Raw genomic sequence first — 13372 nt, 5'->3', positions numbered from 1 at the left:
AATAATCGCAAGAATTTGAAGCGAAGGTGGATCTGGCCGCCCAAAAAAAGAGAGAATCCAACTGTACGGTTCCCCGCGTTGGCCGATCAGGCGATTTTCCAGGTACGTTGAAAAAGATGGCCGTGGGAAAGCCTTCCCGTTGACGGGGAACAAACAGGGGTATGTCTCCGTTTACTAACTGGAAAAGATGGCGGGTTTTGTTTAAGCTTTTCGGTTAAAAGTTGAACAAAACTGTTGTCTCTACGGTTAGTTTAGTAACCATAGCACTCCTCCGGGCTTGGCGTTAATTCGCTGATTACCAATGCCCTCAGGTCTGCCTGTGTTGTACACATACTTTGTAACGACAGGTTGGATCATTGATTTGATTCAGAACTACACATGACGGAAACCAACGGGGCAGACACCCCTCGCGTAGCTGTGTTCCGTAAAGAACATTTCAACGCAGCTCATCGGCTGAATAACCCAAATTGGTCGGACGAAAAAAATGCCCGCGTTTACGGAAAATGCAATAATCCGCACTTTCACGGCCACAATTATGATCTGATTGTGCAGGTGAACGGTCCGATCGATCCTGAAACTGGGTACGTTATCGATATGAAGTACCTCGGTGACCTGATCAAGACGCACGTCACTGACCGGTTCGATCATAAAAACCTGAATCTCGACACCGACGAGTTCCGGGACCTGAATCCATCGGCCGAAAACATTGCCATCACCATCTACAACATTCTCAGAACCCAACTAGAGCCAACGCTCGATCTGAAAATTCGTCTCTATGAAACCGAACGGAACTTCGTTGAATATCCCGTCAACTAATGGCATTCACCTACACAGTAACGGCCATAACCATGGCCTTACGGATGAACTGGTGGATGATATGGGTGACAGCCACGCTAGTGCGAACCTCGATACGCCCTTGCGTGACGATGCGTTCGCGCTGGACGACGACTTGAAAATTGATTTGATTGAGGAACATTTCCGCGAGATAATGACCATTCTGGGCCTCGATCTGACCGACGATAGCCTGAAAGGGACGCCCCGCCGGGTGGCTAAAATGTACGTCAATGAGACGTTCAAGGGCCTGAATCCGGCGAACAAGCCCAGCACGACGCTGTTCGAGAACAAGTATCAGTACAACCAGATGCTGGTTGAGCGCGATATCACGGTTCAATCGTACTGCGAACATCACTTCGTGCCCATCATCGGAAAAGCGCACGTGGCGTACATATCGAGTGGGAAGGTTATTGGCCTCTCGAAGCTGAACCGGATTGTGCAGCATTTTGCCAAACGCCCGCAAGTACAGGAGCGGCTGACCATGCAGATTGCCGACGAACTGAAACGCGCTCTTCAAACAGAGGACGTGGCGGTGATTATCGATGCGGCTCACCTGTGCGTTTCCACCCGCGGCGTGAACGATACGGCCAGTACTACCCTGACAGCCGCTTACAGTGGCAAGTTCGACGAAGAAGCGACCCGCCAGGAATTCCTGAAGTATGTGGGTATGAAGCCAACAATGTAATAGAGTCTACAGTTTTCTGTTTACGGTTTGCTGTTGCGCTGTTAAGACATGTATCCACTAAGTAGCAGCGCAACAGCAAACCGTAAACAGAAAACTGTAAACTTTCTTTACATGCAAGGCAAGAATATTCTCATCATTGGAGCCAGTTCGGGCATCGGCCACGCACTGGCTCTTTCGCTTCAGGAGCAGGGAGCTACCTTATTTACAGCTGGCCGTCGGCAACCGGAAGGTATCACGTCGACCCATATGCACTGGGACGTAAACGAACCCGCTATCGATGCGCTGAACCAACTGCCCGAAGCGCTTCACGGGCTGGTGTATGCGCCGGGGACGATCAACCTGAAGCCGTTTCAACGCCTGCAGCCTGCTGATTACCAGGCTGATTTGCAAATAAATGTGTTGGGAGCGATTTCAGCTATCCATGCGGCTTTACCGGCGTTGAAAAAGCCGAAAGGATCGAGTATCGTGCTGTTCAGTACGGTGGCAGCGAAGCTGGGCATGGGCCTTCACTCATCGGTGTCGGTGGCTAAATCGGCCGTTGAAGGACTGACCAAATCGCTGGCAGCTGAATTTGCACCGTTGGCCATTCGTGTCAACGCCGTAGCGCCTTCGCTGACCGACACGCCGCTGGCTGAGTCGAAAGGGTTACTGGGTACGCCCGAAAAACGGGAAGCGGCTGACAAGCGCCACCCCCTGAACCGGGTTGGTACACCCGATGATATTGCCAGCATGGCCGCCTACCTCCTCGGCGATCACGCCACCTGGATCACCGGTCAGGTCATCGGCATCGATGGGGGGATGGGTAGTTTGAAGTAGCTGGATAATAGTTGATGTTTCGCTGTGTGCTGTGTTGCTTCGCGAGGTAGGCTCCGCGTCCCGGTCCCTTCGAGAGGCTTACCGTTGTCGCTTGCCACAGGCAAGCGACAACGGTAAGCGCTTCGCGCTTGTGGCCCTTCGACTAGGCGTCGGCAATCCGCACCAGCGCGAAATAAAACATTACAACAAAAGAGGGGCCACTGGATATCCAGTGGCCCCTCTTTTGTTATCGATCAATTTAATCTAGTGTTGAATGATCTTCACGGTTTTCGCTTGCGTCGGTGTGTTCACGCGGAGTAGTAACAGACCGGCTGGCTGGTTACCCAGTTTAAACTTCTGGTTGTCTACGGCACTCGCCTGTTCAACCTGACGCTCTACGATGGTGCGGCCGCTCAGATCGGTCAATACGTACTGAAGCGGTTGCCCCAGTGCTCCTGTGACTTCTACCTGAGCGTCGCCCTGAACCGGATTGCCCAGCAGGCGGACGGTCAGCTCAGGCATTGGTTCGGCTTCGACAGACCGACGGCCATTAGCCCCCGGCTCTTGCCCCCACACGATCTCCTGCCCTACATACACTACCACGCGGACGTTCTGCGTCAAATTCTCGGGACGTTCCTGGTACGAATAATCGTTGGCCTGATTGAAGCGACCATCGGTCTTGCTGATGCGATACCGGATAAGGCCTGTGTTGCTCAGCGGGGCGAACTGCCCCAGGTTGGCAAAGCTCAATTCCAGGTACGTATCCGCGTTGGCCAACGGTGTATTCAGGCGGACGATCTGCGTCCGCACGTTCGACGTACCCAGCGCGGCGTAGTCTAGTTCGACGTTCAATGGCTGAGGGCCGTCGGCGGTGAAGTAGTAGCGAACTTTCAGGTCGCTGTAGTTCACTGGCAGGTTACCCTCGTTCTGTAATTGCAGGTACGTGTTGATCTGCGTGGCCGAGGGGCCGTTCTTGCTTTCGGTGAGCGCCCGAATCTGCCGAACAGGCGTTACCGTTCCCGGCTCCTGACCAGCGATCAGCACGCCATCGTAGTAGGCAGTGATGCGTGGATTGGCAACTAGCTGGTCGCGCACGGTGGCGTATGAGTAGTCGTCCAGTTCATTCAGGCCCGAATAATCAGCTTTTGTGAAATAACCCTGAATAGCCCCTGAGTTAGCGCCTGGTGCCAGACTGCCTGCCCCCTGCGTAAAGCTGTATTCCACGTAGCCAAAAGCGCCCTGACGAGGCTGGGCTAGTGGTACGTAACGCACGCGAACGTTTGACGAACCCAGTTGCGCATAGGTGACCGACAGGTTTGGCTGTTGGGTCAGGTTTTCAAAGGTCAGGTAGTAGCGTAACGTCAGCGGAGCCAGCGATAAGGCCGTTGTGCCCTGATTAATGAGCTGGATGACGGGCTGAATGGCGTTGTTATTGGCGTAATTGTCAACGTCGCGGTGTAGCACCTGAAGCTGGATGGCGGTTACCGTTACGCTAACCGTAGTCGAGATGGTTTGACTGCGTGGCATTGTGGCGTCACTTGCCGCAACGGTGAAGGTTTGCACACCGGCTGGAATGCCTGAAACCGTAGCTGTATTGCCATTGGGCGTGATCGTACCCGGCCCGGTAAAGGTATAGCTGTACGGCGTGGTGCCCCCAGATACTGTAGCTGATAACGTCGTGGTACCCGTGGTCAGCAGTTGCGAAGGGGTGGCATAGGCCGAAATAACCAAAGGGGTAGCCAGTGTGAAACGGGCCACGCTTGGGTCATGGTCGCTGTCCGGATCAACGAATTCAGCGTTGATATGCACGACATCGTACTGATCCAGCTTGCCCAGCAGGTTGTTGCTGACCAGGATGTGGTCAATTGTCTGCGAGTTGCCTTCGAAGTTATAGGTGTAGCGCTCGTTGGCAGGCAGCGTTTCGATCAGTGCGTTCAGCGGCGCGCCTTTCAGAATGTTCACTGGCGCCGAGAACTCGAAGTCGTTGAGGTCGCCCAGGACAACAACGTTTGCGTTCGGATCGATAGCCAGGATGCTCTGCACGAAGTTGCGAACGACCGTAGCCTGATCGCGACGTTGCGGTTCGCTGAAGAGTGTAGCCGGCTGGTTGACGCCGAACAGGATGTCGTCCGGAATTTTTGAGCTGAAGTGATTGCCGATGACAAACACCTTCTGGCCATTGAACATAAACTCACCTGCCAGTGGCTTGCGGCTGTTGCTGGCTGGTCCTGACCCGTCGTTATTGGCAAAAGCGGGGTTGGTTGGATCAACTCGGCCAGGGTTGAACGACAACTGCGGCGCGCCATTCACGTTGCTGACGGTTGTGGCGGCCGTCGATGTGCCACCGGGGCGATCAACGAACGAGACCCGGTTCGGATTGAACAGGAAGCCCACCCGAATGTTACCGCCCGCCTGGCCACCATCCTGATCATCGACCGGGTTGATCTGGCGGTACTGATACGTTGGGCCACCCGCGCTGGTAATGGCGTTGATGAGCAGACCAAACGTCACGTTGGCATCCACAACGGCGTCGTTGGTGGCGCCGTTGTTATCCTGAATTTCTTCCAGCAATAAAATGTCGGGCGTTTTCAGGTTGGTGACAATGCGGTTGGCCAGGTTGGTGAACTTGGCGCTGGGGTCGCTCGGGGCCAGGTTCTCCACGTTGAAGGTCGACACCGTTAACTGCGTAGCCGTAGCACCCAGTGAGGTCACTTCTTTAGTCAGTCCGTTCGAGATTACCGTTGGCACCGACGTGAGTAACACTTCAAAATTATCAGCCACCCAGTTTACAATGCCCGTCGCCGTACCTAACTGAGCGCCAACGTTCACCGATGGGGTCAGGAAACCGTTGCTTGGCGGGTTCAGAACCGTATCGTCGAGTTGAATACGCTCGGGATTGAAATCGTTGGCACTGACGATAACACCACCGCGCGCCGACTTGATCGTGGCGTTGGCTCCGTTGTCAGCTACGACCCAAAGCTCACCAGCCGCCGCGCCCGACTGCGCCGTTGGACTAACCGCCAATGGGTTATTGATCTGCACCAGCATGGCTTCCAGGCTCTCGTAAAAATCGATGCCGTCCGTAGCCGGATCAAACGCCAGGCCGCCTGTTTCTACGTTGCCCGTCTGGTCTTCGATGATCGTGTTTGGAATCGTGCGGCCACCATTGCCCAGGAGCGTAGCTGCTGGCAGGGTATTCCCCGTTGAAATGGTAACAACCGTTGGGGTCTGAATCTGGGTGACGGTTAGGTTGTTTGTGCCCGCGCTACCACCCGAGCGGAACTCGGCAATGGTGCCGCTAACCAGCACCGACGTACCTACGGCAACCGTGGGAGCCGTGCTGGTGAACACGAAAATACCTTCCGAGGTGCGGTCGTCGGCGTCGGGGTTCGGGTCCTGCATGTAGAAACCGTTGGTGCGCAGGCCCGTCACGATGCCAGGTACGTTGTTAACCGTTTGGCCCAGTAGCGGAGAGATATGCGCCGCCCCCTGAATGTCATGGATGCGCTGGCTGGGCGTAATCTCATCATCAGCGATAAGGCCCGTGGCTGTTGCCGAACCGATGCTGTACGCTGCATTGGCCGTAATGGTCAGGATGACCGTTTCGCTGGCATCAATGACCGCGTCGTCTACCGGCGTGAGGGTAATCGTGATCGACGGCTGTCCGGCTGGAATCGTTGCTACACCGCTCAACGCAGGGGTATAATCGGTGCCGTTGGTGGCGGTGCCGCCAATGGAATAGTTAACCGTCAAATCTGCCGTTGTGCTGCCTGACCGGGACAAGGTGAACACGATCGGATCGGCCCCTGCTTCTGCGCCGTTGGCATCAGTGGCTACGATGGATACCGAAGGCAGCGTTGGCGTGCCCCCACCACAACTGACAGCGTGTGTACCGAGTCCGTTGAAGGTATCCGTGGCAAAACCGTCCCATTCTGTCGCCGGGTTAAAGGCATCGGCCGGGTTGATGTCGCCCGAACAAAAGGCAGCTTTCCGGCGCAGGGTGTTATCCAGCGTTGAGGTGGGGCTGGTTCCCCAGCGGGTGCCCGGGTCTGTGCCTACCTGCCCGATGACGTCGAGGAGTGTGCCTGTCGCTCCGCCTTTCCGCAGTTCAATGGCGTCGTTGCCATTGAAGTTGATGGTGGCGCTCCGCTGCTGCGACACTGCCGTAACGCTTGCGACTGCCGATGGGTTGGCGATCACGAACGTGCCCCCGGCCGCGATAGTCCCCGTTAAGGTGATATTCGTGCTGGTGGTGGCCCCGTTGTAATATACCCGGATGATGTACTGTCCGGTAGCCAGGTTTACCGGCGCACTGGTGCCGTTGTAAATTTCAAGGGCTTTGTTATTGCTGGTGCCCTCAATGTATTCGGAGAAGAACAGGTCGGTAGGCGCTTGTGCCCTTACCCAAGTTGGTGCCATGCAAAGCATAAGCAGCCCGAGCCAAGCGTAAATAGCTCGCTGTAGAGATGAAGTCATGAAAGTTGGTATAAGTTTTTCAGTGACAAAGCTACTATATCCATAATCTATATGGTATTAGCAGATTGTTATCTTCTGATGATTCTTCCCTCTTTCTGACTGTATTCAGGATAAGGTAACGGAAAGTGATTGCCGGGCTCAGAAGCCAGAAGCTTTCACAACGGGAACATACTAAGTTGTCGTGTCAAAATTGCTTCGCGCTTGTGGCCCTTCGACTAGGCGTCCCCGACTAGGCCGGTGCGCCGTTGCGATCCCCGACAGGCTCAGGGCCACAAGCGCGAAGCAGTTTTTAACACTAGACAAAGCCCTGACTCAGGTGCGTTGCCTACTCAACCGATAAAAGCGCCCTGATGTCAGCAATCAGTTTGTCAATGTCGAGCGGCTGAGTACCGTTATAGACCCCGCGGATACGGCGATGCTGATCTACCAGAAGCAGGTGCTCGGTATGGAGGAACTCGGTGGAATCTTTGGTGAAGCCAATGGCCTCTTCGGCAAAATAAGACTGACGGGCGAGGGCATAAATCTGACTGCGGTTTCCGGTCAGCAGGTGCCATTTACCAGGAACTACGCCCTTACTCGTTGCATATCGTTGGAGGCGTGGCACCGAATCGATCCAGGGCGTGACGCTGAATGAAAGGAGCGCTACCTTTGGCTCTGTCTGAAACGTATCCTGAACGGCTTTAAGCAGCGCGGTCATTTTGGGGCAGACCGTTGGGCAGGACGTGAAAAAGAAACTGGCGACGTGAATTTTCCCCGCTACCGTTTCCTGCGTTACGAGCTGATTCGCCTGATTCCTGAACGAAAAATCGGCAATGCGGTGCGTGATTTTCTGAGCGACTTCCGATGAAGTAGCGGGCCACAGTGGTGTAAAATCCGGCGAGTTGTAATACGGTACCGACTCGTCTGCCGACGTACCTGTGTATTCGCGGCAGGCAATTGCTCCTACGGCCAGCGCACCGGCGACACTAATGCGTAACAGTGATCGAATCCCAGACATTGACACAGTTTTTAACGCCGGTAAAGCCATAATGCCGGCCATTCCTGACTTCGTAATTGACTTTCAGCGTACCAGTATCGAACCATTGCCGTTGCAGGCCGGTCTCCTGACCTTCGTGGTAGTGGCCTGCCAGCGCTGGTTTACCATTGGCATACCATTCGGTTCGAGTTCCTTCGTAGACATCGTTTTTGAACTGACAAATGAAGGCCCGCTTTCCCGACTCGTGCCAGCCGCGCTGTTCGCCTTCCTGCCAGCCAGTACGATACCGGCGTTCCTCCTTCAGCTGCCCTGACGCATACCACTGGCGATGCACACCTTCCGCTTTACCGTTCAGAAAACTGCCGCAAAATAAGGTGTCGCCGGTGGGGCTTGTCTGAAACTGCCAGCCGCTGAACAAGGAATCGTTTAGCCACAAGGTACCGGCGCGTTGTTGCCAGCCAGGTACGTCGGTCGATACGTACCTGGCTGGTATAGCTATGAGTTTCTGCCTATTGCCTTGACAGCCAGGCAGTAAGGCCAGAAGCAGCCAATAGCGGAAGCTACTGCGTAATGGTGCCAGCTTTGCCATAAAATCCGCTGCCATTCAGGTAAGGGTCTTCGGCGGTGATGTGGTAATGATAGATACCGGTTGGATAATCGGCCGTAGCGCTGGTGTGGCCGTGGTATTTGTCCAGATCGGCATTGGTAATGGTCTTGCCATTTTCCGATGGACCATACACCGGAAAACCGTCGAGCAGAAAGCCGAGCAGGGCGTCTTTTCCTTTTGCCTTCGTCAGGTACGTTGGTTCAACGTGGTAATGATACTGTCCCTGCTGCTGGGGATGGCCAGCGTACTGGTCGAACCCGTTTATCTCATTGGTGAGCACTGCCCGTTGGGCCGCATACTGGTTGAAGAACGGAACGCCATTCAGTGAAACGCCAATGGGCCCCAGGGGCGTTTCGGCATGGGCCGCATCGACGGCGGGGTTCATCGGAATCTTGAACGTCAGGTTAAACTCACTGATCCGATTCGGGTTGGTGGCGTATTTCGCATTCGTTCCGTTGTAGGCTTCATACAGGGTGCTTTCCCACTGCGTGCCCTGGTAATAAGGGCTCTTGTGATCGGGTCGGCCTTTGGTCTTGATCACGATAGTGGTTCCTTCTACATAGATGTCGGTGGCGCCATAGATCTTTTTGTAGACAGCAGGAACATCGGTACCAACAGCAATTGACGTGCTGGTTGTGCCTGTGGGCGCTACGGTGGTATCAGTTGGTTGCTTGCAGGCCGCACTAAGCAGGAGCCCAACCGTTACTGTGAGCGCGCCTGAACGCATTACTTGCTGGAATTGATTCATGGTGGTAGTCCGTTTTTACCTTAGACGGCATCAGGCAATCATTCCTACGGGCGGGGCGGAAAATTTCCGGCCCGACCTTCCGGTGGCCTGCCGGGCCCTGGTGGGCTGTTTCGGTCAGGCGCCTGTGGCTGACGGCCAAACAGCTGGCTCAGGTCGCCAATCAACTGCTTGAAGTCTGCCCGCTGATCGGGTCTGCACAGGGCTTTTATAGCCCTGAAATGGGCAAAATTCAGTTGTGCCTGTCCCCGCTGATTCCGCGCAATCTGCTGGTTAAGCGAATCGGCCAGTAATCTATTGGGTTGGTCAGCTTCCAATAACTGATAATAGGCCTGCACCAAAGTTACCGACTCTGCGGTTAGCCCCCGCATCTGTTTCCGGTGAGCCTGCACCAGTTCCTGATACTGTTGCTGCTGTTGCGGATCGAGATGGAGTCGCTCGACAATGATGCGAGCCGGGCCTTCCGGTTCAGGACGATCGGGCGGGCGGTTCAGGAAAGGGCGATTCTCAGGTCGGACGACCAGAACACAAAGGGTCACCAGGTTGAGCAGAAGTAAGCCGACGACAGCGATGGTCAGTAGTTTTGTCCGCTCCATACGTCATAAAGTTGATTGTTCGCAGGAGATAGGTTCATGTCGGTAATGACCACGTTCAGATTGCTCTTACCGGTTTGTGCCGGTTCGCGCCTGTCCGTGACGAGCTGCCAGTTGAGCAGGGCCAGCCCGGCAAATGAAGCCGCTGCCAACCAGACAAGCCGCCTGGGAACCACAGCACCTGATGCGCTGACCGACAGGCGGGTCTGGATCCTGGCAAACAGAAAAGGGCTGGGCTCCGACCGTTTCAATCCGTCGAGGCTGCCCAGTACATTGGTAATCCAGTTATCTTTTTCAGGCTCCATATGGGGGTTAGACGACGGGCGTTCCGTATTCCTACGGGTTGTTCGATTTATACCAGTCGGCCAGTTGTTTTTTTAAGGTGGCGTTAGCGCGCTGCAACAGCGATTCAACAGCGCCCACGGAAATAGCCAGTACGGCGGCCGCTTCCCCATTGCTCAGTCCCTCAATGCGGGTCAGGATGTAGGCGGTTTTTTGCTTGTCGGCCAGTTTATCAATGGCCTGGAAGAGCATCCGGGCGTTTTCCTGCTGCTCAAGCGCAACGCCCGGATGCACCTCGTCGGCGGGGTCGTGGACAATAGCACCAGTCTGTGGATGGAACAGGTTTGTGAGGAAGGCAAACCGTTTCTGCCGCTGCCGGTGTTTCAAAAAGTCGAGCGATTTGTTCACGGTGATCCGATACAGCCAGGTCGTTACGCCCGCTTCACGATGGAACGTACCCAGCGACCGAAACGCCTCTACATACACATCCTGGGTGATTTCTTCGGCATCTTCCCGGTTACGAACGTACCCCAGGGCGGTGTTGTATACGCGCCCTTTGGTAAGGTCATATAACGTTCTGAAAGCAGTGTCGTCACCCTGTCCGATAGCAGTCAGTAAGTGCAGCAGATCGGACGGGTCGGGCATGTGGCTAGGCTACTCAGTGAAATACGTGCCCAAATCTACGTTACCACCGGTCAGAATAATACCGATATGCTGACCGGAAAAATCATTTTTATACTTAAGTACGACGGCTAGCGGTACTGCGCACGAGGGTTCGATGATGATCTTCATGCGTTCCCATACTAGCCGTTGTGCCGCCCTGATCTCAGCATCGCTGGCGAGCTTGATCTCATGCACATACTGGCGAATGTAGCCCAGGGTGCGTTCGCTAAGCGTCGCCATCAGGCCGTCGGCAATTGTCTGGATATACGGCGCTTTTTCAACCTGCCCACTTTGCAGCGACAGAATCGCATCGGCGGCCCCTTCAGGTTCGGCACCAGTTACGTGCGTTGTGGGCGAGAGCAACTGCGTAGCCAGGGCCGTTCCACTGATGAGCCCGCCACCACCAACGGGGGCCAGGATCACGTCGAATGGTTTACCAGTGGGATTATCCTCAATGAGCTCAATGGTGGCGGTGCTTTGGCCGGCAATGACCTGGTCGTCATCGTAGGGGTGAATCAGCGTGGCCCCTGTGCGGGCAATGACGTCGGCTACCGTGGCTTCGCGGGCCGCGAGTGTAGGTTCACATTCAATCACATCCGCTCCATACCCGCGAACGGCGTCCTTTTTCACCTGTGGAGCTGTACGGGGCATCACCACATAGGCGGGTAGGCCTAGTTGCCGGGCCGCAAACGCTACGGCCTGCCCGTGATTGCCCGATGAGTGGGTAGCTATGCCGTTTAGCCGCTCCTTATCAGGAAGTTGCAGCGCTGCATTCATGCCGCCACGCGCTTTGAAGGCGCCAATTTTCTGGAAATTTTCGCACTTGAAAACGATCGACGCGCCGACCATCTGGTCAATGGTTTGATTGGTGAGGCAAGGGGTGCGGTGAATGTATGGACGAATACGATCGTGGGCGTCGCGCAGGGTTTGCAGGGTAAGCATCGGGAGAATAGGTTGTGTTTCCGGCCCAAATCTAACAAATTGCCCCCCGGTTGGCGTTTTAGCTGTACGTATTGACCAGTATTCTAAGCACAGACGGCCTATTGTCTGACCTGTTTCGCCAGGCAAGCAGGGTGGCAGAACGGAACTGTAGCCTCAAAATCCTGTTCATCTTGTAAAAATTTCCTGGTCAGCTCAAACGCCGCTTTACTATACAACCATGACATCTAATGTAACTCCTACGCGGCCACCCGCCACGTTACTGTTTATCTTCGGCGGAAGCGGCGATCTCAACTTCCGCAAGCTCACGCCCGCCCTCTATAATCTTTTCCTCGACGGCTACATGCCCGAGCAGTTCGAGGTCGTCGGTATTGGTCGGACGGCCTATACCGACGATAGCTACCGCGAACGGCTGCTGGAAGGGATCGACGAGTTTTCCCGCCGGAAGAATGGGCCGGAAAACCAGTGGGCTACGTTCTCGCCCCGGGTTGGCTACCTGCAAATGGACGGCGGCGATGCCGCGGCGTATCACCTGATCGGCGACCGGGTCAAAGCCCGCGAAGCCGATTGGGGTGGACCAGCCAACATCATCTTCTATATGTCGGTGGCACCGCAACTGGTACCGGGCATTGCCACGAACCTGAGCCAGCTTGATTTCTGCGGTGATACGAATCGGGTACGTATCGTGGTTGAAAAACCGTTTGGGCACGACCTGAAAAGCGCCCGTGAGCTGAATGCCCTGCTGCTGAGCCATTTTGCCGAAGAGCAGATTTACCGGATCGACCATTATCTCGGCAAGGAAACTGTGCAGAACCTGCTGGCGCTTCGGTTCGCCAACACCCTGTTCGAGCCGCTCTGGAATCACAACTATGTCGAATACGTGCAGCTGACGGCCGCCGAAACGGTGGGCCTCGAAGGGCGGGGTGGCTATTACGAACAGTCGGGGGCCCTGCGCGATATGATCCAGAACCACCTGCTGCAATTGCTGTGCATGGTAGCCATGGAGCCACCTACCTCGTTTGAAGCCGACGAGATCCGAAACAAAAAAGTAGACGTGCTGCACGCTATACGCCGCATTGCGCCCGATCAGGTCGATCAGGTTGCCGTTCGTGCCCAGTATGGTGCGGGTCAAAAGGACGGCGGTTCGGCGTCCCGAAAGCCCACACCCGCGTATCGCGATGAAGAAGGCGTACAACCCGATTCGATGACCGAAACGTTTGCCGCCGTTACGTTTTTCTGCGATAACTGGCGGTGGGAGGGAACCCCCTTCTACGTGCGGACGGGCAAACACCTGGCCGAAAAATCATCGGTCATCACGGTGCAGTTCCGTCCCGCTCCGCATTACGCGTTTCCGGGAGAAGCCGCCAAATCGTGGCAGCATAACTGCCTGATCATCAGTATTCAGCCGGATATGAACATCCGCCTGCGGTTCCAGGCGAAACGGCCGGGCCAAACGCTCGCGCTCGATCCGGTCGAGATGGAATTCAACTACAACACCTCGTTCACCGAGCAACAGCCTGAGGCCTACGAAACACTGCTGCTCGACGTCATGGCGGGCGATGCCACCTTGTTTATGCGCGCCGATCAGGTCGATGAAGCCTGGCAGATCGTCATGCCGATCCTCGACCAGTGGGCGGCCCAAACCGACCCTGCCGCCATGCCAATTTATGAGCCTGGCTCGTGGGGCCCCGACCAGTCGACCGCCATGATCGAGAAAAACGGATTTAGCTGGATGAATGAATAAAGAAGTCGGAAGAAGGCAATAGTCGCACGTCGA

Annotated in this window: 12 protein-coding genes; 4 read left to right on the top strand and 8 right to left on the bottom strand. The window is 55.3% G+C overall.

The window, feature by feature from the left end:
- Positions 1-378: 378 nt before the first annotated feature.
- From ACAW75_RS20550 to ACAW75_RS20540, 3 genes are all read left to right on the top strand, one after another.
- Complete coding sequence (locus ACAW75_RS20550) at positions 379-816, top strand: 6-pyruvoyl trahydropterin synthase family protein (protein ID WP_370730632.1); 438 nt, start codon at positions 379-381, stop codon at positions 814-816.
- Positions 776-1519 carry a GTP cyclohydrolase I FolE gene (gene folE / locus ACAW75_RS20545; RefSeq protein WP_370730631.1) on the top strand — a complete coding sequence of 248 codons (744 nt, stop codon included), beginning with the start codon at positions 776-778 and terminating at the stop codon, positions 1517-1519. Before ACAW75_RS20550 ends, folE begins: the two co-directional genes overlap by 41 nt.
- 111 nt (positions 1520-1630) lie before the next feature.
- The gene (locus ACAW75_RS20540; RefSeq protein WP_370730630.1) at positions 1631-2335 is read left to right on the top strand and encodes an SDR family NAD(P)-dependent oxidoreductase; all 705 of its coding nucleotides are present in this window, start codon (positions 1631-1633) and stop codon (positions 2333-2335) included.
- Positions 2336-2578: 243 nt separating this feature from the next.
- Here ACAW75_RS20540 and ACAW75_RS20535 read toward each other — a convergent pair whose 3' ends face one another.
- The 8 genes from ACAW75_RS20535 to ACAW75_RS20500 all read right to left on the bottom strand — a co-directional run bounded on the left by ACAW75_RS20535 (position 2579) and on the right by ACAW75_RS20500 (position 11598).
- Positions 2579-6733 (bottom strand): cellulose binding domain-containing protein, encoded by a 4155-nt coding sequence (locus ACAW75_RS20535; RefSeq protein WP_370730629.1) that lies wholly within the window; start codon positions 6731-6733, stop codon positions 2579-2581.
- 382 nt (positions 6734-7115) lie between these two features.
- Complete coding sequence (locus ACAW75_RS20530) at positions 7116-7787, bottom strand: SCO family protein (protein ID WP_370730628.1); 672 nt, start codon at positions 7785-7787, stop codon at positions 7116-7118.
- The gene (locus ACAW75_RS20525; RefSeq protein WP_370730627.1) at positions 7756-8355 is read right to left on the bottom strand and encodes a toxin-antitoxin system YwqK family antitoxin; all 600 of its coding nucleotides are present in this window, start codon (positions 8353-8355) and stop codon (positions 7756-7758) included. The genes ACAW75_RS20530 and ACAW75_RS20525 overlap by 32 nt, the downstream gene beginning before the upstream one ends.
- Positions 8327-9121 carry a YHYH protein gene (locus ACAW75_RS20520; protein ID WP_370730626.1) on the bottom strand — a complete coding sequence of 265 codons (795 nt, stop codon included), beginning with the start codon at positions 9119-9121 and terminating at the stop codon, positions 8327-8329. Before ACAW75_RS20520 ends, ACAW75_RS20525 begins: the two co-directional genes overlap by 29 nt.
- A 44-nt stretch (positions 9122-9165) precedes the next feature.
- Positions 9166-9714: a periplasmic heavy metal sensor gene (locus tag ACAW75_RS20515; protein ID WP_370730625.1), complete on the bottom strand. Its 549-nt coding sequence runs from the start codon at positions 9712-9714 to the stop codon at positions 9166-9168.
- Positions 9693-10016, bottom strand: coding sequence for a hypothetical protein (locus ACAW75_RS20510; RefSeq protein WP_370730624.1), 324 nt, complete (start codon positions 10014-10016; stop codon positions 9693-9695). Before ACAW75_RS20510 ends, ACAW75_RS20515 begins: the two co-directional genes overlap by 22 nt.
- A 31-nt stretch (positions 10017-10047) precedes the next feature.
- Positions 10048-10638, bottom strand: coding sequence for an RNA polymerase sigma factor (locus ACAW75_RS20505; protein ID WP_370730623.1), 591 nt, complete (start codon positions 10636-10638; stop codon positions 10048-10050).
- 9 nt (positions 10639-10647) lie between these two features.
- A complete protein-coding gene (locus ACAW75_RS20500; protein WP_370730622.1) occupies positions 10648-11598 on the bottom strand; it encodes a threonine ammonia-lyase in 951 nt (316 codons plus the stop codon).
- Between the two features lie 217 nt (positions 11599-11815).
- Between ACAW75_RS20500 and zwf the strand changes: the two genes are divergently transcribed.
- A complete protein-coding gene (zwf, locus tag ACAW75_RS20495; protein ID WP_370730621.1) occupies positions 11816-13339 on the top strand; it encodes a glucose-6-phosphate dehydrogenase in 1524 nt (507 codons plus the stop codon).
- Positions 13340-13372: the final 33 nt, after the last annotated feature.

The organism is Fibrella arboris, assembly GCF_041321095.1.
In the GTDB taxonomy this organism is placed as follows: domain Bacteria; phylum Bacteroidota; class Bacteroidia; order Cytophagales; family Spirosomataceae; genus Fibrella; species Fibrella arboris.
The sequence above is the reverse complement of the archived record's forward strand: the minus strand, read 5'-3'. Positions and strand labels throughout refer to the sequence as shown.

Excerpts from the sequence above, each read along its gene's own strand:
- ACAW75_RS20535 (WP_370730629.1), bottom strand. The coding sequence starts at position 6,733 with ATGGCACCAACTTGGGTAAGGGCACAAGCGCCTACCGACCTGTTCTTC.
- ACAW75_RS20500 (WP_370730622.1), bottom strand. The coding sequence starts at position 11,598 with ATGCTTACCCTGCAAACCCTGCGCGACGCCCACGATCGTATTCGTCCA.
- ACAW75_RS20540 (WP_370730630.1), top strand. The coding sequence starts at position 1,631 with ATGCAAGGCAAGAATATTCTCATCATTGGAGCCAGTTCGGGCATCGGC.
- ACAW75_RS20520 (WP_370730626.1), bottom strand. The coding sequence starts at position 9,121 with ATGAATCAATTCCAGCAAGTAATGCGTTCAGGCGCGCTCACAGTAACG.
- ACAW75_RS20525 (WP_370730627.1), bottom strand. The coding sequence starts at position 8,355 with ATGGCAAAGCTGGCACCATTACGCAGTAGCTTCCGCTATTGGCTGCTT.
- ACAW75_RS20510 (WP_370730624.1), bottom strand. The coding sequence starts at position 10,016 with ATGGAGCCTGAAAAAGATAACTGGATTACCAATGTACTGGGCAGCCTC.
- folE (WP_370730631.1), top strand. The coding sequence starts at position 776 with ATGAAACCGAACGGAACTTCGTTGAATATCCCGTCAACTAATGGCATT.
- ACAW75_RS20550 (WP_370730632.1), top strand. The coding sequence starts at position 379 with ATGACGGAAACCAACGGGGCAGACACCCCTCGCGTAGCTGTGTTCCGT.
- ACAW75_RS20505 (WP_370730623.1), bottom strand. The coding sequence starts at position 10,638 with ATGCCCGACCCGTCCGATCTGCTGCACTTACTGACTGCTATCGGACAG.
- ACAW75_RS20530 (WP_370730628.1), bottom strand. The coding sequence starts at position 7,787 with ATGTCTGGGATTCGATCACTGTTACGCATTAGTGTCGCCGGTGCGCTG.
- ACAW75_RS20515 (WP_370730625.1), bottom strand. The coding sequence starts at position 9,714 with ATGGAGCGGACAAAACTACTGACCATCGCTGTCGTCGGCTTACTTCTG.
- zwf (WP_370730621.1), top strand. The coding sequence starts at position 11,816 with ATGACATCTAATGTAACTCCTACGCGGCCACCCGCCACGTTACTGTTT.